The sequence below is a fragment of the uncultured Alteromonas sp. genome (genome assembly GCF_963976965.1).
Lineage (GTDB): Bacteria > Pseudomonadota > Gammaproteobacteria > Enterobacterales > Alteromonadaceae > Alteromonas > Alteromonas naphthalenivorans.
Map to the genome: position 1 here is coordinate 17,300 of NZ_CAXBMP010000034.1, position 22,327 is coordinate 39,626.

Genomic DNA, 22,327 nt, shown 5'->3' on the forward strand with positions numbered 1-22,327 from the left:
ACTGATTAGGAAGTAAACACCAAATGGTTGAATTAGAATTTCAGCAAAAAACCAAAACCCTGATTGATAGCTTAAAAAGCATCTGTGCTAACTATGGCTTGGGTAACGACGGTAACGAATTTAAAATCATTACCCAAACGTTTTTGTACAAGTTTTTAAACGACAAATTCGCCTTTGAAGCGAAAAAACTCGACGACACCATCGCCAAAGCCGATAAGTGGGAAGAAGCGCTGGTAGCCATGAGTGAAGACGATCTCGACATGCTGCAACTGCAAATGGGCGGCGACACCGCGCGGCTAAAACCGCAGCACTTTATCAGCTACCTGTTTAGCCAACAAAACGCGCCGGACTTTGCCAAACTGTTTGACGATACCCTAATCGACATTGCCATCAGCAATAACGATGTATTCGCGGTAAAAACCGATGGTGGCGCAAAAGTGGTGCTGTTCGACCGCATCAGCCAATACATTGCTGACGATTCAAAACGCGACGCCTTCTGCCGCGCCATTATCAATAAACTGGTTGAGTTCAGCTTTGAGCGTATCTTCACGCAAAAATTCGACTTCTACGCCACCATCTTTGAATACCTGATCAAAGACTACAACAGCAATTCTGGCGGCAAATACGCCGAGTATTTTACCCCTCATGCAGTAGCACGCATTATGGCGGAAATTTTAGTACCTAAAGAGCAGCGCGGCACAGTGCGTAACGTGGCCTGTTACGACCCATCAGCAGGTTCAGGCACGTTGCTTATGAACGTGGCGCACGCCATTGGTGAAAACCGCTGTAGCATTTACACCCAGGATATTTCGCAAAAATCTTCCAACCTGCTGCGGTTAAACCTGATCTTAAATAATTTGGTGCACTCTATCCCGAATGTGATCCAAGGTAATACTGTGCTTCATCCTTACCATAAAGATGGCAAAGAGCTAAAACGCTTTGATTATATCGTCTCCAACCCGCCATTTAAGCTCGATTTTAGCGACTTTAGGGATGAGCTAGACAGCAAAGAAAACAAAGAACGCTTCTTTGCTGGTATTCCCAAAATCAAAGCCAAAGCCAAGGACAAGATGGAAATTTACCAATTGTTCTTGCAGCACATTATTGCCTCACTTAAACCTGGCGGCAAAGCCGCAGTCGTTGTGCCTACAGGCTTTATTACCGCCCAGTCGGGCATCGACAAAAAAATCCGCGAACATTTGGTGAAAAATAAAATGCTGGCGGGTGTTGTTTCCATGCCCTCTAATATCTTCGCCACTACCGGCACCAACGTATCCATTCTGTTTATCGATGCCAGCAACGATGGCGATGTAGTACTGGTGGACGCCTCCAACTTGGGCGAAAAAGTTAAAGATGGTAAAAACCAAAAAACGGTACTAACTCCGAAAGAAGAACAACAGATCATTGATGTGTTTAATGCCAAAGAAACCATCGAAGATCTATCGGTAGCGGTGAGTTATGACGACATCGAAGCTAAAAACTACTCATTAAGTGCAGGCCAGTACTTTGATGTCAAAATCGAATATGTCGATATTACGCCGGAGCAATTTGCTGAGAAGATGCAAGGCTTTACCAGCAACTTAGATGGCTTGTTTGATCAGTCTCGTGATTTGGAAGCGGAGATTAAAAAGCAGTTGGCGGGGTTGAAGTATGAGTAGCCCTAGTTTTATCAATTTTTCAAAAAGTGGTATCAAATTTATAGATGGTGATCGGGGTGTAAATTATCCCAACAAATCCGAACTGAAATCAGATGGACATTGCGTATTCTTAAATACTGGCAATGTTAAAAAGACAGGATTTGATTTTTCACAAGTTGAATATATAGATGAAGAGAAAGACAGTCAGCTAAGAAAGGGGAAGATTGAGAAGGGTGACATTGTCCTAACTACAAGAGGAACTGTTGGGAATGTTGCAATCGTAGATGATGGGACACCCTATTCAAATATTCGAATAAATTCTGGAATGGTTATTGTCAGAGCAAACCCTGAAGAATATGACCCTTATTTTATACTATTATTTTTCAGGTCGGCTTTATTTGAGAAGCAGTATCTCTCACATGGCTCAGGAAGCGCACAGCCTCAACTGCCTATTTCTGCGCTGAAGAATATTTGTTTCCCTGATTTTGATATTGAAATCCAGAGAGCTATTGTTAAGGCCGCAATTTGTATCGACAAAAAAATCGAACTCAATAACCGCATCAACGCCGAGCTGGAAGCTATGGCAAAAACCTTGTACGACTATTGGTTTGTTCAGTTCGACTTCCCCGACGCCAACGGTAAACCCTACCTTACCTCCGGCGGCAAAATGGTCTACAGCCCAACCCTAAAACGGGAAATACCGGAGGGGTGGGAGGACGGTACGTTAGAGGAACTTGGGCAAATTGTTGGTGGCAGCACTCCTTCAACTCGGAACCCTGAAAACTTCACGACTGAAGGCACTCCTTGGATTGCTCCCAATGACCTGTCAAACAATCAAGGCAATAAGTTTATTTCTCGTGGAGGGCAAGATGTCTCCGCTGAGGGCATCAGGAACGCTTCGTTAAAGAAGTATCCCGCAGGCACTGTTTTGCTTAGCTCAAGAGCGCCAATTGGCTATATGGCAATCTCACGAAACGAAGTAACCACGAATCAGGGATTTAAGTCTTTTATTCCGAATAAAGGATATTCAACGGAGTTTATCTATTACACGGTAAAAAACTCACTAAAAGCGATTACCCAGTATGCATCGGGATCAACATTTAAAGAAGTATCCGGCGGCACATTGAAGACAGTTAAAGTTGTTTTACCTAGCGTAGCTATGTCAGATGCATTTACCGCGAAAGTTAAGCCAATCTTTAACCAGCAAGATTTTATTGAAAGGGAAAATGCAGAGTTAGTTACGCTCCGTGACTGGCTTCTCCCCATGTTAATGAACGGTCAAGTCACTGTCGGGGAGGCAAACTAAATGTTAAACCCTACACCACACCGCTTAATCAGGAGGCAACATGAAATTTAACTTTGCACACTTAGGCGGTATTGATAAAGGCACCGTTGAGCTAGGTGATTTAACCGTAATCTGCGGCCCTAATAATATGGGCAAAACCTATATCAGCTATGCCATTTATGGCTTGTTGCGCCATTTTAAACAGTGGATTGATTTGTCGGTATCTCGTGAGCGTTTAGCGCAACTGCGCGACGAAGGCACGCTATTGATTGAGTTAACCGACTATCAAGCGAAGTTAGCAGATTACCTTAAAAACGCCTCTTCAGAATTTTCTGAAAACTTGCCGCGTTATTTCAACGTACCGGAAGATTTTTTTAACAACGCTAAAGCTGAATTTAGCCATGACCAGCTAGTGTTTGACTTTACTAATGAGTTTAAACAAGCCGTGAGTTTTGGGCAGTCAGAACAGTTAAGCTTTTACAAGGCCGAAAATGAAACCGTGTTATCGGTCACTTTCCAAACCAAAAGTGGCAGCCGTGTCCCAGACCGCATATTAGATGAAGTGATTAGCGATCATATTACCGACTGCCTATTTGCGGATTTATTGCCGCGCCCCTTTGTAGTCACGTCAGAACGCACCGGCATTGCCTTGTTTTATAAAGAGCTGGATATCAGTAAAAACGCCATTATCGAGCATATTACCAGTGGCGATAAGGTAAACCCGATTGATCTGTTAAACAGTATGCGCTCACGCTATGCCCAGCCAATCCACGACAATATTAACGTGGTACGCGAGTACGAAAACCTCTGTAAGCGCAAGAGTTTCATTCGTGAAGAAAGCAACTGCAAACCGATTCGGGATGCACTGCAAGACCTAATGGGCGGTTCTTACAAGGCAGTCGATAAACAAGTGATGTACATGCCGAAAAAAGAGCGTGGCCGTGACAAAGTTGCGGTGCCTGTTTATGTGGCATCCTCTTCCATTAAGTCGCTGTTTTTAATTGACCTCTACATCAACTCGTTAGCCGAGAAAAACGGCATGTTGATCATCGACGAGCCAGAGCTGAACTTGCACCCAGACAACCAGCGCAAAATGGCTGGGCTATTGGCGCGTTTAGTGAACTCTGGCGTGAAAGTGCTGGTGACAACCCATAGCGATTATCTGATCCGCGAGCTGAACAACCGCGTGATGCTTAACCTTGATGTCGAAAACAAAGAGCAGATTATGAAATCGGCAAAAATGACCGGTTTAGACCTGCTGAAACCCGCACAAATCAAAGCTTACAGCTTAAAAGATGATCACCAGATACATGCCGTAGAAGTGGATAAGTACGGTATCAATATGGAAGTGTTCGATAACCTCATCGCCGATGCCAACGATTTGGCGGACAAGATTTACTACGGTATCAAGGAGTGATGCATGCTGGCAGCGATGAGGGAAATCATCAATCCTGATGTGGTTATCCATTACGATACCGCCAAGAAACAGTTAAAACTGAAAGAAGATGGGGCAGATAGCAAGGTAGCCGAGTTGTATATCGAGCATATACCCGCCGATGCACTCGCGTTTACTTTGGATTATCAGCCCAAAAGAAACAAACAGAAATTTAAACAGCTGTCGCTGTATGTAAACTCGACTAATGATGTGGGTGTGAATAAAGGCTGTGACCTTATTATTTTGTGGCAAGATACCGAACAAAAACGTGCATTAGTATTCGATCTAAAATCCGATAGGCTGAAGCCTAAGGATAATCAGAAGCAACTGGATAATTCAGAGTTGTTCTTAAAATACCTACTGAGCATGGCAGAAGTCCATTACGAAATAGATGCCAACGGTATTGAAATTGATAAAGCCATCGTGACCACCAATGCCAGAAATGTACGCAAAAGAACCACATACCAGCCAAATGCTGATACGGCACAGATTGGTAATTACAAAGTTGAAAGTGTGGTGGCTAACTCTTCAAGAACGGCCAGTATTTCCTTTCGGCAGTTAACCAGGTGATGTGAGATGACACTTGGTAGCGCCTTAATAATTGTGCTAATGCAACGCTATCTAAGAGGTTTGCTTGACCCAACCGTTTCGTTACTTGAAGTTCATAAGCTTTTGTATTTTATGCAAGAAGCAGGTGAACCATTAAGATTAAAATACGAAAAAGCGCATTATGGCCCTTATGCACAAAATTTGCGGCATGTGCTCAATGCGATTGAGGGGCACTTTATCTCTGGTTATGCCGATGGTGGAGATGCACCTGAAAAAGAGTTACGGCTAGTGCCCGGTGCTATAGAAGATGCGCAGGAGTTTCTTACTCAACACCCTGACACTCGAACACGATTTGAGAAAGTGTCGCAGTTAGTCGAAGGTTTTGAGTCCCCACAAGGCTTAGAACTCTTGGCAACGGTTCATTGGTTAAGTAAACATGAGCCAGTACAAAGCACCGAAGAACTTGTACAAAAGGTGCACTCATGGAATTCACGCAAACAAATGTTTACTGCAAGGCAAATTGCGATTGCAGAGCAGGTGTTAACAGATCAAAGCTGGATAACTGCATAGTTAATAAATAACGTAACTATTCGGAAATTCCGGATAGTTTATTTTTACTTTGTCTGGATCTTTTTCCTCGTTAATTCTAAAAACAGTACTCCGACAGTTCGAGTTTGTTTTTTGGCTGTGAGCCATAGGGTGTTGCTACCAACATGAATGTCGGTAGCAACATGTGATTCAGAGTGATTTCCGTTTTCTAGCTGTTAGTCAAAGCAGTGGTGATGATTTGTTATGAATACTCGAACCTGTTCAATTTGTGAGATGGGTCAACTCATCCTTCATACTAAAAAGATTACGGTTGAGCATTTGGGGCAACAAGGCCAAATTGAAAGCCAGTATTCAATGTGTGATTATTGTAACAGTGAACAGGTAGGCGAAGATGAAGCTCGATTTAATCAGCTCGCCATGAATGCCTTTAAAAAGCAGGTGCTTAAAAAAGTCTGATACTTAAAAAGGTATGAGTGATGGCGGGTGTGTGACTCAACGGGCAAAATGGCAGTTGTTCGGTTATTCCGAACAACTGCTAAGTAAAATCGACATCAAAAAATATCGAGCTATTTGGCGCTTTTGATATTAAAATCGCATCAACAACACCCCTCCCGCTACCCGTTAGATCAGCGCCCCGCGAGGGGTTACTCGTTTTTAAGGCTTCTAATTTTTGCTACCGTAATCAGTTACGGCACCAAAATTAGCTTCCAACCACACATCATTCTCTGGCCCACAAAGGTGGTGCAGCAGCGCTAGGTTGATCTGGTGACTGATCATGTTGCTGTTTCGTTTTCGGTTGTCTTTTTTCAAACCTCTCAGTAATAACCCTGTGCATGATTTTCCTATTTGCTCTGGCGAACTGGGCAGGCAAAAGGCGCGGTTTTGCTGTTTGGGGTGCAAGGTAGCGCGCTTTCCCGTTTTAGATAAAGGCGTGATGCACCAAAAAATACAGGCGTTGGCCGGTGTGTTTGCTTGCAATGTTCTGGTTTGGCTTGTGCAATCCCCATATACCGGTAAAAAATGTGCCGGTAACAAAACCAAGCCGCCTTGCGCGTGGCCATCAACCTCAGGCAAAGGTAGCCAATATAAGTTGGGCCATTGTTCTGGGCTCTGCCATTTTTCTACGATCACTTGTGCGCCAATGCTATTCAGCCATTGGTGAATCGGGCAGCCAGGGTGCGCTTGTTTAACGCGTGGTAACTGAAAAGTCAGCCAGCGGGTTAAGCGTTCGGCTGCATTATCGCACTGGCTTAATGCTGGGTAGAGAGTAAACGCGCCATGCCCAACCAGTAACGCGACCAGCTGCTGTATCCATTCTCTATACCAATCGTTACCACTTGCCCATAACACGTCACATATCACCTTGTTGGTTCGTCATGCCGTCTATTTTCAGTCGTCGAGTGCAGACGTGGTGGTGAATTAGATGAAAGAAATGGCCATCAAACTAACCAGTCTAATCGGTTTTTTATGATCACCTGTGCGCGGCTAACTGTTTGAAATATATCGTCCAATACGGCGCTGTTTGGCGGCATTTGGCTAGTGCAAAAAATCGAGACGCCAAACGATCGTTTGCATTCTGGGTTTAAAAAACCAAACGGTTTGTACTTTGATGCCGAGGTTGGTTTAGGGTACAAAAAGTGCCAAACCTTGCTTTGAGCCAGTAATGGCAAGGCCTACCAGCGTTGGATTTCAATCGAGACGCCAAACAGTAAATGGACTAATTTCCCTGTTTGGCGTTTCGATCCAAAAGCCAAACGGATAGTGGTTTTGGCGTATGGGGGGTAAAGGCATGGGGAAGTGTTGAACGAAGAGCAGCTTGCTAATTTGACCTGGTATTTTATGAAGAGGCCTTTTCCAGCTTTAGTGAAGGCTGATTGTCACTGTTACCATCAATGTACTCAAGGGCGTACCCCATAGCCTTGTAGCTTTTCTCGCGTTTTTTAAACATGCGTTGCAGCATAGGGAGGGCGCAGTCTACATAGTCGTGAATGGTGACTTGTGTTTTTCCTTCCGATTTACGATGAATTCGACCGGCATATTGGGCCAATGTACCTTTCCATGCGATTGGCATGGCCAAAAACAACGTATCCAGTCTTGGCAGGTCAAACCCTTCACCCACATATTTTCCTGTTGCGACGACAACTTGAGCCGATTGTAGATGATTGTCAGCGTTCTTGCGTTCCGCAGCTTTCATGGCGCCTTTGAGTACGACAGTGCTTATACCCATCTCGGTAAGTCGTGAGTGTATGTACTCTGCGCTCTGTAAGGACTAACGGGTGAACGCTCGTTTTGAGCGCTACGCAAAGCCTCTCTTAATGCGAGAAGCTGCTGCTTTTCGTTTTCAAGCTCAGCTAGCCTGTTATCAATAGCAGAAATGTTTGGGTAGCGAGCGTCATTCATAACAAACTAATTTTGATTCGCAGCGCTATGAAGCGCGAACTTGCGGTGGCTTGATCAGTGACTCTGCTGGAATACCTAACCCTTCATGAAGTTTCCAAATCATTTTTAGCGTGAGTGATCGCTTATGGTTTAGGATTTCATAAACACGATTGCTTTTACCTATCATGGGTTCAAGATCTTTAACCGTTAAGCCTTTGCGCTCCATCTCAAACTTTATTGCCTCAACAGGGTCTGGCAAATCCATTGGAAAATGCTTTGCTTCGTAGGCCTCGACTAACGTAACCAAAATGTCCAGCTTTTCGCCTTCGACGGTATCAGGCTCCGCCATCATTAGGTTTTCGATGTCGTTTAATGCCGCGCGGTAGTCGGCATCTGTTTTAATAGGTCTGATGTCCATTATATTTACCTCTTGTTACTACCTTTTGGCTTTAAATCGTTTGCACATCAATTTTATCGTATTGTGCATGGCTGCCGATAAACCGTATGTAAACCACCTTGTAGGCATAATTGATCCAAACGACTAACCGGTATTTATTACCGGCAATGTTAAACACGACACGTCCATCTTTGAGGATGCTGGCATTTCTAAAGTCCTGTTTCACATCCGCCGGTGCTCCCCAATCAGCGTTTAATGCATGCCTATACCACGCTAACGTTGGCTCTTTAGCGTCAATGTATTCTGGGCTGTCTTCCCAAAATGTTTTTAAGGTTGATAATGCGATAATTCTCATAAACAGATGTTAGTCCCAATTTGGGACTTTTGCAAGTTTGGCATTTTTGATGCGGTTAGGAGTTGTTACCGCATCCCCAACTGCCCCATTCCTTGGGGCGGTTCAAACTCTTCTTATTCACCTTCTAAAGCTTGTGTTATCAAGTGTTGCCCCATTGTCCCAACTGCCCACGGCAAGTGAGCAGTTGGCTGTCTTGTTAGTTTCGCCTGATGGGCTTTTTCGGCATACGGCTGCGTTTGCCATCGAAGAACGCCAATACTCTGAACCAATAGAGCGATTCTTCATAACCTAGGCTGTACGTTGGGCGTGCAGGCGGGATGAGCCCTAGTTTACGTCCTAGGCCGACAATCACGTAGAACGTGAGTTTTAACGTCAGCCAAGGAGCGAGTACCACGAATACCATCAGGCATTGCCGGGTAAGTGCGTAGCCTATGCCATGAGGCTGTTCGAGTAGGGCAATGCCAATACACCAGCCAAGTCCTGCCAGCATGGCTATTGGAAAGGTAATGGGGGCGAGTCGCATCATCAGTTGCATGTTAACGCCCTCCTGTGTGATGTTGTGAAGCGGGCTCAAAGTTCACCAGTGGTTCAACCACATCAGCTACGGTTTGATGGGCAATTCGGCGCTCTTCAAAGTAATCGTGGCGGTCGTAGATACCCTCAACGCCTTTTAGCTTATGGTTAAGACAGCGTTCGGCCACATTGCCTGCAATGCCCAAAGAGGCGGCAAGGCTGCGAAAGGTGCGGCGCAGATCGTGTACGGTGAAGTGTTCAAGCTTGCCCATTTTATTCGGTGGCTGTTTTTTGCGCCCAGGCTCGCGACCAAAGAGTTTAGAAATGGCGCGGTTTAGCGTATCTGGCCCCATATGTGGACGATGGCTTGCTCGTCTGGCTGGGAAAACATAAGGTGAGCCACAAGCGCGGATTTGCAGCTCGTTAAACCAGGCAATGGCTTGGCGCGGTAAGGGGATGCTGATCGGCACGCCAGTTTTACTTCGTTCCTTGGGTAGATCCCACACGCCTGTGGTTAAATCCATTTCACGCCACATGGCTTCGCAAAGTTCGCTTTTGCGCACGCCCAATACCAAAAACAGGCAGCAAGCGAGGTAATTGTCGCGGCCAAAGCTATTGATATGGGTATGAAACACGCTGAAGGCGTAGTGAATTTCCTCTTTGCTGAGCATCCTGTCTTTACTGGACTCCACGCCACCGGCATCGTCCACGGTAAAGGCTGCGGCTGGGTTATTCAGCGTTAAATCGAGTTTAATCGCATGTCGAAACAACTGCTTCATGTACATCAAGGTGTCGTTGGCAATGGTAGGGCGGTTACTTTCTCGAATGCGCTCTAATACTTCGCGCACATGTGTTGGCCGCACTGCTTGGATAGGGAGTTGACCAATCACGGGTGCAATTTCTTTGGTAAAAACACGTTTGGGTATATTCGGGTGCTTTAATCGGCGACTTAAGTCTTTGGCATACCAGTCTTGAAACAGCTGGCTGATATTTTGGATCTCTGGGATGGTTTCAATAGCGCGAATTGCTAATGGATCTTCACCTTGCTGAAGTTGTAGCTGCATTTTAGACGATTCAAGTCGAGCCTCTGCTAAGGTCATGCTTGGATATTGACCGAGCGTGGCTTCTCGTCGTCCGTTTAGGCTGGTATACCTTAGCATCCAATACGGCATGCCAGATTTTCTTACGCAAAAATATAGGCCATTACCATCACTGTATTTTTTGTTTGCTGCTGCGGTGCGAGCATAAGATTGCACCTGAGTTGCGGTTAGTTTTGCCATCGTTTGTTACTCTATATTCCTAAGAAATCGTTAAAATTTGCTCACCATTGCCCACCACTGTTTGTTTATCGATTGGTTCGATAGTTGAGTGATTGAACAATCTGCAAGCAGCACGATAAGTGGGGATGGCATAAGGCGGTGGTGAGATAGATGTAAAAATCTGCTCACCAGATACCTTGACTTTTTGCTTATTGAGTCAAAAAAACAGGTCTTGCCCACCATTTTGCCCACCACTTAAACAGCAGCTGGTAACGGACATCTGCAAACCGATTTGGACGGGGAAAATAAAAAAGCCCTGTATTTACAAGCAAATAACAGGGCTTCTAAGACATTCTTGGACGGGTAAAAAAACTATTCGATGTTTTGAATCTGCTCACGCATCTGCTCAATCAGCACCTTAAGTTCAACCGCCGATTGGGTGATATCAGTATTAATTGATTTTGAACCAAGCGTGTTCGACTCGCGGTTAAATTCCTGCATCATAAAATCTAAACGGCGGCCAACTGCCCCGCCCTTTTTAAGAATGTTGCGGGTTTCTATTACATGAGCGTTTAATCGGTCTAACTCTTCGGCAACATCCACTTTTTGCGCAAGCATAATCATTTCTTGTTCGAAGCGGCCTGCGTCTAGCTCAATTTTTGCTTCTTCGAAGCGAGCTTGTACTTTTTCGCGCTGCCACACCATAATTTCAGGCATACGGGCGGTGACTTTCTCGGCTTCTATTTCAATGGCGTCTAAGCGCTGAGTAATCATGCCTTTCAACGCTTCGCCTTCGGTGGCACGTGCGCTTATAAAATCGTTAAGTGCTTGGTCGAACGCAGCCATAACATCGCCATGAATGGTATCCATGTCGGCTTCTTCGGCAGCAATCACACCAGGCCAGCGCAATACGTCTAGCGGGTTTACACCGGTAGATTGTCCATGAGCTTGTACCCAGTCGGCGGCTTGAAGTACTTGTTTAGCCAACGCTTCGTTAAGGCTAAGTGTGGTTACAGCAGCATCGTTGGCGGTGAAACGTAACGCGCACTCTACTTTCCCGCGGGCCAGTTTTTTTCTAAAACGTTCGCGAAGTACTGGCTCTAAAGAGCGGAATTGCTCGGGTAAGCGGAAATAAGTTTCTAGAAAACGCTGGTTAACAGAACGTATTTCCCATACGGCGGAGCCCCACTCTTTTTTCGTTTCAACCCGCGCGAATGCGGTCATGCTGTAAATCATAAATAGTCCTTTTATTGCACTTTTTGCAAATGAAAGCCTGCAAAAACAACCCGCTGTCGCGCATTGTGTCATCATTATCATCAGGCAGGTTTTCTTGTATTCACTATAGTAGCCTACATTGATAAGAGTTCGATATGCTAAAAGGGCGAAAGTTCGTTTTTAACAGCTGCTATTAGTGCGTTATACTTACGCCCCAAACTTAGGCTTGTCTGAACACTTACCCATTATTAAGTGCGTTACTTGCCAGAATTATTTCTTTTATAAGCATTCATCTCGTGGAGAACTCTATGCGTCCAAGCGGCAGAACCGCCAATCAAATTCGTCCAGTTACTATTACTCGTCAGTACACATGTCACGCTGAAGGCTCAGTGCTGGTGGAGTTCGGCAACACTAAAGTGTTGTGTAACGCCACGGTTGAAGAAGGCGTGCCTCGTTTCATGAAAGGCCAGGGCAAAGGTTGGATCACGGCGGAATACAGCATGCTTCCTCGTGCTACTCATACTCGTAGTGGTCGTGAAGCTGCTCGTGGTAAACAAGGTGGCCGTACGCTAGAAATTCAACGCCTTATCGCGCGCTCGCTTCGCGCTGCAGTAGATTTGAAACTACTAGGCGAAAACACGATCACGCTTGATTGTGATGTTATTCAAGCTGACGGCGGTACACGTACTGCGTCTATCACGGGTGCCTGTGTGGCTTTAGTTGATGCGTTAACATATATGCGTAGCAAAGGCATTTTGAAAGCCAACCCTCTTAAGCACATGATTGCGGCGTTGTCGGTAGGTATTTATAAAGGTACGCCTATTGCTGACCTTGAGTACACCGAAGATTCAGTAGCCGAAACAGACATGAATATCGTCATGACAGAAACCGGTAAGCTTATTGAAGTACAAGGTACCGCAGAAGGCGAACCGTTTGCGTTTGAAGAGCTTGATGAAATGCTAACTATTGCTAAGCATGGTTTGCGTGAATTGTTCGATATTCAAAAAGCAGCACTGGCGTAAGGAGTTACCATGAAAGCGTTTCAGCGCAGTTTTATTGAATTTGCCATTGAACGTGGTGTACTTAAATTTGGTGAGTTTACCTTAAAGTCTGGCCGTGTAAGCCCGTACTTTTTTAACGCAGGGTTATTTAACTCTGGCGGTGACTTAGCCAAGTTGGGGCGCTTTTATGCCGATGCACTTGTAGATGCTGGAGTGGAATTCGACGTATTGTTCGGCCCTGCCTATAAAGGTATTCCTATTGCCACAACGACAGCGGTAGCCTTAGCCGATAGTCATCATCGTGATGTACCTTATTGCTTTAATCGCAAAGAGGCGAAAACTCACGGTGAAGGGGGCAACTTAGTAGGTAGCCCGCTGGAAGGTCGCATCATGTTAGTGGATGATGTAATTACCGCAGGTACGGCTATTCGTGAGTCTATGTCCTTGATAGAGCAGCACAACGCGAGTTTATCCGGTGTGCTTATTGCGCTAGACAGGCAAGAACGCGGTAAGGGTAAATTATCTGCTATTCAAGAAGTCGAGCGCGATTTTGGTACTACAGTAATTGCTATTGTCACGTTAGCTGATGTGGTGACTTACTTAACTGAGCAAGACAACATGACTAATGAAATCAACGCGATAAATACATACCGTGAAACCTATGGTATTTAAGTATGGCGACTGAATTTCAACAAGCCTTTGATGAAGCCACAACGCATTTAGATGCGTTGGGGCTTCGTTGCCCTGAGCCGGTGATGATGGTGCGTTTGCAAATACGTAAGCTGGAAGACGGTCAGACTTTGTCGATAACGGCAGACGATCCTTCAACGGCACGAGATGTGCCTAGCTTTTGTCGATTTATGGAGCATACCCTAGTGGCATCACAAACCGATGTAATGCCGTATCAGTATGTGATCAAAAAAGGGGTGTAGGGCGCTCTTAGCGCTGTTAGTCAACTCAGGTTCGTCGATATCTGGCTTCAAACCCGCAATAAATACCAAACATGATAAACCCGACTCCCATGGCAGCTAACATGTAGAGCCCGAACGCTTGCTGGGTAAGGGTTTGTAGTGCTTGTTGCAGCCCTCCCGCCTCAGAAGGGTCGTTTTTTACCGCAGATATAACAAAGAAACTGCCCACCAGCAAATACACCACACCTCGGGCGAAATAGCCTAGTCTACCAACCACTTTGGTCGTTTTCTGTTTATGACCTGTTAGCTTTGCTTGTTCAAACTTTTTGAGGAAATCTGCTTTGTAAGCGTGTTTAAACTGCATAAAAGCAAATATAAGCACTCCTGCACCAATAGCAGCAACCAAATAGGTTCCCCATTGATACTGTAAAAGTTGATGGCTTACCTGTTCCCCTTTGGAACCACCGCCACTATTTGAACTACTGCCAGAGTTGCTACCAATTAGCACTTTTGCGCCTAAAAACGCAGCGCCGAAATAGAATATTCCTGATACAAACAAAAACACGCGCATAATAATGTCTTTCGCTTTTGTCATATCTAGCGATTCGGTATTTAAAATACTTTGAAGCCATCGCCACAGGGCATAGCTCACTAATCCCGCTATTAAAATACCGAGTAGCACTTGGCCAAATGGCTGTGATTTGAGGGTGGAAAACACGTTTTCTTGTGTCGCTTTTTCACGGTCTGCGGCAGTAATTACCGAGGAAAGAATAAAGACACCAAGCATGGAGTACATGATGGTTTTTGCGCTGTAACCTGCGCTGGCAATGGCTGAAAGCCAGTTTGATGTATCGCGCACGGTGCGCTCCTCGTTCGTATAATTGAATTTCGTCTATTACGATTATCAAGAATCGAACCACTAATAATAAAGGCGTAAATAATAAACCTGCGCAGCGTTTTGGCGCGTCTTACTTGCTATTACCTCTATATGTATCTACCGGATTACCTACTCGTTGTCACCACTGACGGCTTGCAACAGAAGCTGCTGCAATTGTTGTTTACTACGAGAGCAGTCGCAATGAATGTCTGACACATGCAAGTTTTGCCCACTCAACATTTTTTGAAGCACCGATGCTTTTACGTTTAACGATATGAAGTCGTTGTTATCCTGAAATGATTCTACTGTCATGCTAATGTCCCTCGCCTTCATGGGGTATGTTTTACGGTTGATAGGTTGTATCACTAGTGCAACGTTAGCGCCTGCTGATGTTCCGCAGGCATCGCGCCACCGCCCTTTTCAAGCGCTACCTGTATAGCGCAAATAAGCTTACACACTGAGGGCTTACTGGCATGTAAAGGCAATATAGCGATAAGTTGCTGGTGGCACTCTTGTAGAATTTGGTGAGCTTCGTGTTTTTTATTTTCTTTGTGCAGTAACGAGGATAAATACATGGCCATAGTGCCAAAGGCCAATACATCTTCGTGAATAGATTTATCCACCGTATCGGTAACCGGCTGTAAGGCAGTAAGAACAACTTTAGCGGCTTCGAAGGTTTGATAGCCAAGGCGCCTCGCCTCGTTATATTTGCCCGCTTGGTGAGCTTGCTGCGTTTGTACCTGCATCGCGATCCTGTGCTCGCGGGCGTGTGAAGGGTTTAGCTGTAACCACTTTCTGTAGACTGGGCATAACCGTTGTAAATTCATAATTTGCACCTCCTAAAAACTACATTAGTGCAAATGAGAATTATTATCAAATGTAAAATTGAAAAATTTTATCGAAGTAATTTACAAAGCAGATTAGCGCGTTAAGTACACATTTAATAGTGCTGGAAAAACCACTAACCTTTCAACATATTAACCGTAAACCATACGCCTATAACTAACGCAGTGAGCACGGCAATGGCGGCAATTTTATATTTCTTAATAAGCTGCTCGGCCTTGTTCCCCGCGAAATACACTACGGCGGCTAAGCCAAAATAGCGGATGGCCCGCGCGATCACCGTGGCTAACAGAAAAAGGCCGAGAGAGAATTTGGTGGCACCTGCTGCTAACATGGCCACTTGAAAGGGGATGGGGGCAATACCCAATGTCATCACAAACCAAAACCCTTGGTTTTGCATTTGTTGTTTAACACTGTCGAATTGTTGTTGGCTGAAAAACGTATCAATTACCCACTGGCCGAGTAGGTCGAATAAATAATACCCTAGCGCGTAGCCAAATATCGCACCCACTACACAACCTAAGGTTGCCATTAGCGCTATCAGCCAAAGCTTATCACGGCGGGCTTGCATCAAGGGCACCATAATCGCTTCAAGAGGCACCGGCACAATGGTCGACTCTAAAAAAGACGCAAACGTGATGCCGGTAAGCATGTGTTTGGAGTCTACGAGTTGCTTCGTCTTTTTCTTTACCTTTTTACCCAGTGCCATCTTTTATTTTTACTGCCTTGAAGTTAATGCGGCCCTGATACCCAAAGCCTTTCCATTATTGTTTGTAAATTTTGCCGTCTTTCATCACAAAATACACACTTTCTAATAGCGTTATATCTTCTAGCGGATTACCAACTACGGCTACTAAGTCGGCGAATTTTCCAGCCTCTAATGTACCTAAGGTATCACTAACACCCAGCAATGCTGCGCTATTAACGGTAGCGCTTAAAATCGCGTCTGCTTCAGACATACCCGCTTCTACCATTAAAGAGAATTCTTGAGCATTGTCGCCATGTGCAGAAACTCCGCTGTCAGTTCCAAAAGCAATTTTTACGCCTGCTTTATGCGCCTTTTCAAAGGTATTTTGAATAAGCGGGCCAATCGCCGCGGCTTTTGGGCGCACTAGTTCAGGAAAATAACCGTCAATCTTTGCTTTGTCGGCAACAAATTTACCTGCCAAAATCGTTGGCACATAGTAAGTCCCTTTTTGTTTCATTAGGTCGCGCACTTCGTCGTCCATGTAGGTGCCGTGCTCAATGGAGTCAACGCCAGCGACAATAGCGCGTTTCATGCCTTCTTTACCGTGAGCGTGAACCGCTACCGTCATGCCGTAATCTTTTGCGGTCTGTACAATAGCTTCTAGTTCATCGGTCATAAATTGTGGGTTTTGACCGCTTTTCGCTACGCTCAATACGCCGCCAGTGGCAGTGATTTTAATTAAATCTGCACCGTCTTGATAACGTGAACGAACGGCTTCACGGGCTTCTACTTCGCCGTTAACCACGCCTTGTTTAGGGCCAACGTCGGGGCGCAGTAAGTGAGATAATCCGTTGCTTGGGTCGGCATGTCCGCCTGTGGTGGCTATTGATTTTCCTACCGTGAATATACGCGGGCCTGTGGCATAACCTTTACTGATCGCATTTCTAAGAGAGACAGTTTCATGATAGCCGTCACCTAAATTACGTACTGTGGTAAACCCCGCATCTAGCGTAATTTCAGCATAGTTAGCGGCCTTAAGTGCATAGTCGGCTTCATTTAATGAAAAGCGCTCTAAATAGGTTTGAGGGCCTCCATGCTGTGAAGACAAATGAACATGCATATCCATCAAGCCAGGCATGACAGTGGCATGTTTTAAATCGATAACCGTGTCTGATTTTGAGGGTGTTTTATAACCAGACTCTACCGACGCAATTTTGTTGCCCTCGATAACAATGGTTACTTCGCTTTTAAGCTTGTTCGACGTGCCGGTGAAGGCTTTACCTGCATGCACAAGGGTGGCGGAAACGGCAGGCGCTGAAAGGGCAATTGTGCCCAACGTTGCCAGTCCTAAGGAAATAGCTAATGAAGTCAGTGTCTTTTTCATGATGGTTCTTCTTATGATGTGTGAATAGACGAAGAACCAATGTAGAACACCAGCAAAGCTAACGCAAAACTTTGCGCTACGTTATCGGTGTTATTTTACTTGCTGTGCTATTTAAAACTGCTTGCCATCGCCAGCATAAGCTTCTGCCCGGGCTTTTAACTCGTGACTTTTAATCAAAGGCTTACATCGAAGCTTAATGTTAACGCTTGTCACTACTATTTCGTGGGCACGGCGCCAATAATGAAGGGGATAGAATTCGAGGTAACCACAAATTGCGTTTCATCACCTTCTTGCTGCTCGCTAGCCTGCTCAAGCAGTTGGTAATAAACGTTTTGATGCAAACGCGCCCACAAATTGCGTCTAACTAAAACATAGGGGATGGGCGTTGCGTCAGTATCTTGTAAGTCGACGGGGGGCTTGCGTAAGCTGAGTTGTTCTGCCGCGCTCAGTGTAACGATATCGCCAGTTTGTGTGGTGAGCTCTAAGCAATCGTTATCAAAACGCCACTCGGTAACCAAAAAAGGCACGTCTTCTACGGTAATCCCCACCTTCTCAACTGGGGTAACCAAAAAGTAACTGTCTTCTTCTTTTTTAAGCACAGAGGCAAATAGCTTCACTAAGCTTGCTCGACCTATGGGGCTACCTTCGTAAAACCAACGGCCATCTAGCGCGATGGTTAAATTGATATCACCGCAAAAAGGCGGGTTCCACTTTTCCACCGGCGGAAGGGGGCGCGCCTTGTCAGACGTGCCCTTTAATTGCTGTTGAAATCTAGTTAGATCCATTTTCTTCAAGCAACACTTTAATTTCACGCAGCTTCGCTTTAATACGGCGCATATTGTCTGGGCCTGTACGAAGCAACTGCTTCTGCGGTTCGTTTAGATTCTCTAAACGAGGATCGGTGTACTTATAGGTAACTGAATCGGTATACACTTCAACAGGTACCGGCACTTCAGGTGTATCGAGCAACTGATCGATAGCATCTAATACCACTTCGTTGAAGTTTTTATTCGAATCGCCAATTTCTGCGTATTTGTCTTGAATGTCGCCTTTATAAATATCGTACATGCCCAACAAGGCTTCACTTTCAAACGACTCAAGCATGTTTACATAAGGTGTATAGCGCTTATAGCTTGCGGCATCAATCCATTGCTTACCAGCCTGAGAATAAACACGGAATGTTTGTTCAGGAGGCGTAAGCAACTGGTGATTAGGCGCCATTTCATCATTCGCTAAGTTGGTAACAGAGACCACAAATCGTTGTAATAAACCTTCATTCACAATCATGCGGTTTACGCTGTCGTCAGTGGCGGTAGAAATATCCAGCAGTGATGATTTTATGGCTGGGTCGCTCACATCTAACGGCTCAGGATCTGGCTCTACAGGTTCCGGCATTGGAGGGACTTCGTCTGGCTCTTCAAGCTCTAAAGGTGGCGGAGCAGGCTTAGTTTCAAAAACGTCGGGCACTTCTTCAACAGGCGCTTCCGCATCTGGCTGAATAACTTCAGGCTCGGGGGCGACGGGCTCTTCTTCTTTCGAAGGCCAAAACACGAGAGCCAAGATGACTACAATTATTACCCCGATAATAAGAAAATGGGGACCTAACGTACGCTTTTCTGACGATTCGTTCATAATATCTCCGCTGCAATAACTGATCTAATATTAATACTATCAGAGATAACACCCAATATTTGGATATCACGCAAGAGAATTGTTCTCTGATGAAGGTAATTTCCTTATTTAGAACACTTTTTAACGTAATTGGTTCGCAATTCGATCGCAATTTGTAGCAATTTCTTAGCGATAGCAGCAAGTACTAAGAAGTTCTAGAAAGGGGAACTTTGGTGTCATCATTCAATAAATCCCTTAATTTTTCCGTGAAATGTAAAATAACTTGATCATTTGATACATATTATTAACAATTCAGGTGGGTTTAAAATTCGTAGATATTATGACTGTCATTCTTTTTGCTATTCCTTTATTTGTTCTTCTTATCGCCATTGAAATATTTGTCGATAAGCGGAAAAAAACAGGTCACTATCGTGCAAACGATGCGATTACCAGTATAAGCATGGGCGTGTTATCGAGAATCATGGCCCTTGGGCATCAACTTATACCGCTCACTTTCTATGTATTGGTGTTTAATACTTTTGCGTTTATCGAACTGAGTTATTCACCTTGGGTATGGATAGCTGCATTCATATTGTACGACTTCTTTTATTATTGGAATCACCGTATGGGCCATGAAATGAGTATTTTATGGGCTGCCCATGTGGTGCATCATTCCAGTGAAGACTACAACCTAACTACCGCACTTAGACAAACAAGTGGTGCTATTTTCAGCTGGGTTTTCTACCTACCTTTAGCGCTAATAGGTTTTCCTCCAGAAATGATAATTACCGTTGGCGCACTTAACTTGATATATCAATTCTGGGTTCATACTCAGCATATTGATAAACTAGGCTGGATGGAGAAATGGTTTGTTACCCCCTCGAACCATCGTGTACATCACGCCCAAAACCGAGTTTATATCGATAAGAATTATGGTGGTGTGTTCATCATATGGGATCGTTTATTCAATACCTTTATTCCAGAATTAGAAAGCGACAAACCAGTATTCGGCATTCGCGCTGCATTGAAAAGTTTTAACCCTTTTTGGGCGAATGCGCAGCTTTATAGTCAACTAGCCAAAGATAGTTTTTACACTTCACGTTGGCAAGATAAACTTCGAGTGTGGTTTGGTCGCACGGGGTGGCGCCCCAATGACGTGTCCGAACGCTTTCCCTTCGAAAAAGCGCCGCTGTCTTCGTTTAAAAAATTTCACCCTGCGTTGGCTGCCCCCGTGACTCATTACAGCGTGGCGCAGCACGTTATCTTACTAAGTATCACTGTATACTTATTACTTTTTATTCAAACATTAAGTGGTGCTCACCAGTTAATACTGGTGTTAACAATAGTGGCGATGAGTATCCAAAATGGTTTTATTTTGGCTGGTTCAAAACTGGCGTTGGCGCTAGAAGGGCCTCGATTACTGATATTTCCACTGATGTGGTTAGGAAGTGGGATTGTGTTTCCTGCAGCCATATTTGGTGGCGCGTGTTTGATCAGTTTGATTATGCTCGTTAGAGCTGTGCGCTCTAGCGTAACACTCAGTAATATGTCTAATAGCGTGTCTTCAGAGGATACCGATACCCCAGTATCAATATCATCGTAATGAACCTGTTTGTCGCCAGCAACGTAAAAAGCAACGTTAAAATTATCAAAAAAATCACCAGTTGATTTACGTGCGCTGAGGGGCGGTTATGCACAAGTTTCTATTTACCCAAATTGAAGGTAAGTCTTTAAACATCGATTATCTTGAAGTTCAGTCATATGAAATGAACGTTTATTTGGTCTACCTAACCGTGGGGAACAAAAGCGGCATGGTGTACGATAAGCAAGACCGACCCATGCGTTTTTTCAGTACAGGCCAAATACGAGAAGTATTTTCTCACTGCACCGTACTGCAAGCCGTTATGAAACACGACTCCCCCTATGACGAAATGATTGGTAACCCGCCCAAAAGCGCAGAACAAATGGCGTTGCCGTTTAGCATGCAGTTACCTTATTAGTCATTCACGGTACTAACGTAATATCAGGGCTCGCAATATCAGAGCTCGCAATATCAGAGCTTTAACCAAGGCTCTGCTGCGGCGCGCATATTAACTTGTGTGCCTAATCGCTTAGCCAACATGTACAGCCCTCCTAACTTGCGATGAATAAACAGGGCATCAACTGGCGGTGTATGCCAGAAATCATGCTGCATGGTCAACGCCACGCCTTTGTCGTGCAGTCTTGGCAACAGGTCGCTATTGCCGAAATCGTAGGGGCCGTCTTCTCTAATTGCTTCGCACGCTTCCATTCCCAATGCCACTACAAGGTCTTGCTGTGCATCACTGTGTTCTTGGTTTATTAAACCAATCTGCAGGGCTGCGTGTTGCATGTCTTGTTTACTGCCGCTGGCAGCACTTTGAAGCAGTGCTTGGTAGCCCAATGCAATATCATCTGGGACTTCTCGCGTTGCCCCGAAGTCTAGTAATACCCATTGCTGAGTATCTTCTTTGTATCGATAGTTCGCTAAATTTGGGTCGCTTTGAAGTAACTTAAAGCCAAATATCTCGTTAAAAAATAATTGGAATAGTGACGTCATTAACTTGTTGCGAATTTCTTGGGGAGCGTTCATTGCAGCATCAAGGGGGCTAGCTTCAATAAAGTCCATTGTCAGCACAGAGTCTGTTGTTAACTCTGGATGAACACTGGGTATAACAAATTGGGAAGCGAATTCAGCATCGTTATGCTGCGTAACCGCATCTTTGTAGCGCGTTAGCATGTTGGCTTCGCGGTGATAGTCAGCTTCTTGATGAAGTTGAACTTTTGCTTCTTCTAACAGCGGACCAATATCTAAAGAACTCGGCACCAAACCTGTGAGTTTAATGAGTGTTGCTACGTTATCTACATCGCTACTGATACTTTTACGTACACCAGGGTATTGTACCTTTGCGGCCAGCATTTTACCGTCCATAGTAATCACTTTATGCACTTGTCCAATAGAGGCCGCCGCAACGGGGGCATAAGAAAAATACAGCAAGTCATCATGCCAACTTTCGCCCCATTGGGTCTTTAGCGTGGTATCTAATTGGGCTTTTGGCATAGGGTCGGCATCTTCTCTAAGCCTGGCTAATATGGTAGCGAGTTCTGGCGGTAAAAAGTCGCCCGTATCCATAGAGATAAGCTGTCCTAGTTTCATGGCTGCACCACGCATGGTGGCGAGTTGATCGGCAATGTTAGTTATGTTTTTTGGCGTCAGTAATAACGCGCTAAGCGCTGGGCGTTCGCCTTTTATCCATTGGCTAGCACCATTAGTAACAACATTACCTGCAATTTTGCCTGCCAAAGCACCTAAGCGCCCTACTCTCCCAATACGAGAAGACGGTACTGCTCGCGCTTTTCGTTCATCGGTATTTTTTGCCATGAAGTAACCTTGGAAGCCTTTAATCTTTTATGAAACGCG

General features: G+C 44.9%; 26 protein-coding genes. 11 read left to right on the forward strand and 15 right to left on the reverse strand.

Annotated elements, in window-relative coordinates; all coding sequences use genetic code 11:
- Nucleotides 1-23: 23 nt before the first annotated feature.
- From AAC006_RS18675 to AAC006_RS18700, 6 genes are all read left to right on the forward strand, one after another.
- A complete protein-coding gene (locus AAC006_RS18675) occupies nt 24-1,658 on the forward strand; it encodes a class I SAM-dependent DNA methyltransferase (protein WP_339892231.1) in 1,635 nt (544 codons plus the stop codon).
- A complete protein-coding gene (locus AAC006_RS18680) occupies nt 1,651-2,943 on the forward strand; it encodes a restriction endonuclease subunit S (protein WP_339892233.1) in 1,293 nt (430 codons plus the stop codon). Before AAC006_RS18675 ends, AAC006_RS18680 begins: the two co-directional genes overlap by 8 nt.
- A 40-nt stretch (nt 2,944-2,983) precedes the next feature.
- Nucleotides 2,984-4,339: an ATP-binding protein gene (locus tag AAC006_RS18685; RefSeq protein ID WP_339892234.1), complete on the forward strand. Its 1,356-nt coding sequence runs from the start codon at nt 2,984-2,986 to the stop codon at nt 4,337-4,339.
- A gap of 3 nt (nt 4,340-4,342) precedes the next feature.
- On the forward strand, nt 4,343-4,927 hold the full coding sequence (locus tag AAC006_RS18690) for a hypothetical protein (RefSeq protein ID WP_339892235.1): 585 nt from the start codon (nt 4,343-4,345) through the stop codon (nt 4,925-4,927).
- A 6-nt stretch (nt 4,928-4,933) separates the two neighbouring features.
- Nucleotides 4,934-5,476: a hypothetical protein gene (locus AAC006_RS18695; protein ID WP_339892237.1), complete on the forward strand. Its 543-nt coding sequence runs from the start codon at nt 4,934-4,936 to the stop codon at nt 5,474-5,476.
- A gap of 222 nt (nt 5,477-5,698) precedes the next feature.
- Entirely contained in the window at nt 5,699-5,911 is a 213-nt protein-coding gene (locus AAC006_RS18700; RefSeq protein ID WP_339892238.1) for a hypothetical protein, read from the forward strand.
- A 207-nt stretch (nt 5,912-6,118) separates the two neighbouring features.
- Here the strand turns inward: AAC006_RS18700 and AAC006_RS18705 are convergent, their stop codons facing one another.
- From AAC006_RS18705 to AAC006_RS18735, 7 genes are all read right to left on the reverse strand, one after another.
- Complete coding sequence (locus tag AAC006_RS18705; RefSeq protein ID WP_339892240.1) at nt 6,119-6,805, reverse strand: hypothetical protein; 687 nt, start codon at nt 6,803-6,805, stop codon at nt 6,119-6,121.
- 487 nt (nt 6,806-7,292) lie between these two features.
- On the reverse strand, nt 7,293-7,649 hold the full coding sequence (locus AAC006_RS18710) for a hypothetical protein (protein ID WP_339892242.1): 357 nt from the start codon (nt 7,647-7,649) through the stop codon (nt 7,293-7,295).
- Between the two features lie 231 nt (nt 7,650-7,880).
- Nucleotides 7,881-8,252, reverse strand: coding sequence for a transcriptional regulator (locus AAC006_RS18715; protein WP_000354815.1), 372 nt, complete (start codon nt 8,250-8,252; stop codon nt 7,881-7,883).
- Nucleotides 8,253-8,283: 31 nt separating this feature from the next.
- Entirely contained in the window at nt 8,284-8,586 is a 303-nt protein-coding gene (locus AAC006_RS18720; RefSeq protein WP_102309607.1) for a type II toxin-antitoxin system HigB family toxin, read from the reverse strand.
- 196 nt (nt 8,587-8,782) lie between these two features.
- Nucleotides 8,783-9,112, reverse strand: a complete 330-nt coding sequence (locus AAC006_RS18725) for a hypothetical protein (RefSeq protein ID WP_339892243.1) — start codon at nt 9,110-9,112, stop codon at nt 8,783-8,785.
- 10 nt (nt 9,113-9,122) lie between these two features.
- Entirely contained in the window at nt 9,123-10,379 is a 1,257-nt protein-coding gene (locus tag AAC006_RS18730) for an integrase arm-type DNA-binding domain-containing protein (RefSeq protein ID WP_339892244.1), read from the reverse strand.
- A gap of 351 nt (nt 10,380-10,730) precedes the next feature.
- Nucleotides 10,731-11,594: a YicC/YloC family endoribonuclease gene (locus AAC006_RS18735; protein ID WP_013786777.1), complete on the reverse strand. Its 864-nt coding sequence runs from the start codon at nt 11,592-11,594 to the stop codon at nt 10,731-10,733.
- Between the two features lie 287 nt (nt 11,595-11,881).
- Here AAC006_RS18735 and rph point away from each other — a divergent pair, with 287 nt between their 5' ends.
- Genes rph through tusA form a run of 3 tightly spaced genes read left to right on the forward strand, consistent with a single transcriptional unit; the run spans nt 11,882 to nt 13,506 of the window.
- The gene (rph, locus tag AAC006_RS18740; protein WP_013786776.1) at nt 11,882-12,595 is read left to right on the forward strand and encodes a ribonuclease PH; all 714 of its coding nucleotides are present in this window, start codon (nt 11,882-11,884) and stop codon (nt 12,593-12,595) included.
- A 9-nt stretch (nt 12,596-12,604) separates the two neighbouring features.
- Nucleotides 12,605-13,246 carry an orotate phosphoribosyltransferase gene (gene pyrE / locus AAC006_RS18745; RefSeq protein ID WP_013786775.1) on the forward strand — a complete coding sequence of 214 codons (642 nt, stop codon included), beginning with the start codon at nt 12,605-12,607 and terminating at the stop codon, nt 13,244-13,246.
- A 2-nt stretch (nt 13,247-13,248) separates the two neighbouring features.
- Nucleotides 13,249-13,506, forward strand: coding sequence for a sulfurtransferase TusA (gene tusA, locus AAC006_RS18750; RefSeq protein ID WP_013786774.1), 258 nt, complete (start codon nt 13,249-13,251; stop codon nt 13,504-13,506).
- 25 nt (nt 13,507-13,531) lie between these two features.
- On the opposite strand, the gene AAC006_RS18755 is transcribed toward tusA, so the two are convergent.
- The 7 genes from AAC006_RS18755 to AAC006_RS18785 all read right to left on the reverse strand — a co-directional run bounded on the left by AAC006_RS18755 (nt 13,532) and on the right by AAC006_RS18785 (nt 18,909).
- Nucleotides 13,532-14,344, reverse strand: a complete 813-nt coding sequence (locus tag AAC006_RS18755) for a DUF1206 domain-containing protein (protein ID WP_208804688.1) — start codon at nt 14,342-14,344, stop codon at nt 13,532-13,534.
- Nucleotides 14,345-14,491: 147 nt separating this feature from the next.
- On the reverse strand, nt 14,492-14,674 hold the full coding sequence (locus AAC006_RS18760; protein WP_126871519.1) for a hypothetical protein: 183 nt from the start codon (nt 14,672-14,674) through the stop codon (nt 14,492-14,494).
- 53 nt (nt 14,675-14,727) lie between these two features.
- Entirely contained in the window at nt 14,728-15,189 is a 462-nt protein-coding gene (locus tag AAC006_RS18765; protein ID WP_126871518.1) for a hypothetical protein, read from the reverse strand.
- A gap of 134 nt (nt 15,190-15,323) precedes the next feature.
- Complete coding sequence (locus AAC006_RS18770) at nt 15,324-15,914, reverse strand: VTT domain-containing protein (protein ID WP_013786770.1); 591 nt, start codon at nt 15,912-15,914, stop codon at nt 15,324-15,326.
- A gap of 55 nt (nt 15,915-15,969) precedes the next feature.
- On the reverse strand, nt 15,970-17,277 hold the full coding sequence (locus AAC006_RS18775) for an amidohydrolase family protein (protein WP_339892246.1): 1,308 nt from the start codon (nt 17,275-17,277) through the stop codon (nt 15,970-15,972).
- Between the two features lie 215 nt (nt 17,278-17,492).
- A complete protein-coding gene (locus AAC006_RS18780) occupies nt 17,493-18,062 on the reverse strand; it encodes a DUF1285 domain-containing protein (protein WP_013786767.1) in 570 nt (189 codons plus the stop codon).
- Nucleotides 18,049-18,909, reverse strand: a complete 861-nt coding sequence (locus tag AAC006_RS18785; RefSeq protein ID WP_126871516.1) for a DUF3014 domain-containing protein — start codon at nt 18,907-18,909, stop codon at nt 18,049-18,051. The genes AAC006_RS18780 and AAC006_RS18785 overlap by 14 nt, the downstream gene beginning before the upstream one ends.
- Nucleotides 18,910-19,228: 319 nt before the next feature.
- On the opposite strand from AAC006_RS18785, the gene AAC006_RS18790 reads away from it, so the two are divergent.
- Together AAC006_RS18790 and AAC006_RS18795 are read left to right on the forward strand one after the other, a co-directional pair.
- On the forward strand, nt 19,229-20,491 hold the full coding sequence (locus tag AAC006_RS18790) for a sterol desaturase family protein (RefSeq protein ID WP_339892248.1): 1,263 nt from the start codon (nt 19,229-19,231) through the stop codon (nt 20,489-20,491).
- An 88-nt stretch (nt 20,492-20,579) separates the two neighbouring features.
- A complete protein-coding gene (locus AAC006_RS18795; RefSeq protein ID WP_126871514.1) occupies nt 20,580-20,888 on the forward strand; it encodes a DUF6482 family protein in 309 nt (102 codons plus the stop codon).
- A 53-nt stretch (nt 20,889-20,941) separates the two neighbouring features.
- Here the strand turns inward: AAC006_RS18795 and AAC006_RS18800 are convergent, their stop codons facing one another.
- Nucleotides 20,942-22,288, reverse strand: a complete 1,347-nt coding sequence (locus AAC006_RS18800; protein ID WP_126871513.1) for an AarF/ABC1/UbiB kinase family protein — start codon at nt 22,286-22,288, stop codon at nt 20,942-20,944.
- Between the last annotated feature and the right edge of the window lie 39 nt (nt 22,289-22,327).

Coding starts and splice junctions, on each gene's coding strand:
- AAC006_RS18675 (WP_339892231.1), top strand. CDS start 24: ATGGTTGAATTAGAATTTCAGCAAAAAACCAAAACCCTGATTGATAGC.
- AAC006_RS18680 (WP_339892233.1), top strand. CDS start 1,651: ATGAGTAGCCCTAGTTTTATCAATTTTTCAAAAAGTGGTATCAAATTT.
- AAC006_RS18685 (WP_339892234.1), top strand. CDS start 2,984: ATGAAATTTAACTTTGCACACTTAGGCGGTATTGATAAAGGCACCGTT.
- AAC006_RS18690 (WP_339892235.1), top strand. CDS start 4,343: ATGCTGGCAGCGATGAGGGAAATCATCAATCCTGATGTGGTTATCCAT.
- AAC006_RS18695 (WP_339892237.1), top strand. CDS start 4,934: ATGACACTTGGTAGCGCCTTAATAATTGTGCTAATGCAACGCTATCTA.
- AAC006_RS18700 (WP_339892238.1), top strand. CDS start 5,699: ATGAATACTCGAACCTGTTCAATTTGTGAGATGGGTCAACTCATCCTT.
- AAC006_RS18710 (WP_339892242.1), bottom strand. CDS start 7,649: ATGAAAGCTGCGGAACGCAAGAACGCTGACAATCATCTACAATCGGCT.
- AAC006_RS18715 (WP_000354815.1), bottom strand. CDS start 8,252: ATGGACATCAGACCTATTAAAACAGATGCCGACTACCGCGCGGCATTA.
- AAC006_RS18720 (WP_102309607.1), bottom strand. CDS start 8,586: ATGAGAATTATCGCATTATCAACCTTAAAAACATTTTGGGAAGACAGC.
- AAC006_RS18725 (WP_339892243.1), bottom strand. CDS start 9,112: ATGATGCGACTCGCCCCCATTACCTTTCCAATAGCCATGCTGGCAGGA.
- AAC006_RS18730 (WP_339892244.1), bottom strand. CDS start 10,379: ATGGCAAAACTAACCGCAACTCAGGTGCAATCTTATGCTCGCACCGCA.
- AAC006_RS18735 (WP_013786777.1), bottom strand. CDS start 11,594: ATGATTTACAGCATGACCGCATTCGCGCGGGTTGAAACGAAAAAAGAG.
- rph (WP_013786776.1), top strand. CDS start 11,882: ATGCGTCCAAGCGGCAGAACCGCCAATCAAATTCGTCCAGTTACTATT.
- pyrE (WP_013786775.1), top strand. CDS start 12,605: ATGAAAGCGTTTCAGCGCAGTTTTATTGAATTTGCCATTGAACGTGGT.
- tusA (WP_013786774.1), top strand. CDS start 13,249: ATGGCGACTGAATTTCAACAAGCCTTTGATGAAGCCACAACGCATTTA.
- AAC006_RS18760 (WP_126871519.1), bottom strand. CDS start 14,674: ATGACAGTAGAATCATTTCAGGATAACAACGACTTCATATCGTTAAAC.
- AAC006_RS18765 (WP_126871518.1), bottom strand. CDS start 15,189: ATGAATTTACAACGGTTATGCCCAGTCTACAGAAAGTGGTTACAGCTA.
- AAC006_RS18770 (WP_013786770.1), bottom strand. CDS start 15,914: ATGGCACTGGGTAAAAAGGTAAAGAAAAAGACGAAGCAACTCGTAGAC.
- AAC006_RS18775 (WP_339892246.1), bottom strand. CDS start 17,277: ATGAAAAAGACACTGACTTCATTAGCTATTTCCTTAGGACTGGCAACG.
- AAC006_RS18780 (WP_013786767.1), bottom strand. CDS start 18,062: ATGGATCTAACTAGATTTCAACAGCAATTAAAGGGCACGTCTGACAAG.
- AAC006_RS18785 (WP_126871516.1), bottom strand. CDS start 18,909: ATGAACGAATCGTCAGAAAAGCGTACGTTAGGTCCCCATTTTCTTATT.
- AAC006_RS18790 (WP_339892248.1), top strand. CDS start 19,229: ATGACTGTCATTCTTTTTGCTATTCCTTTATTTGTTCTTCTTATCGCC.
- AAC006_RS18795 (WP_126871514.1), top strand. CDS start 20,580: ATGCACAAGTTTCTATTTACCCAAATTGAAGGTAAGTCTTTAAACATC.
- AAC006_RS18800 (WP_126871513.1), bottom strand. CDS start 22,288: ATGGCAAAAAATACCGATGAACGAAAAGCGCGAGCAGTACCGTCTTCT.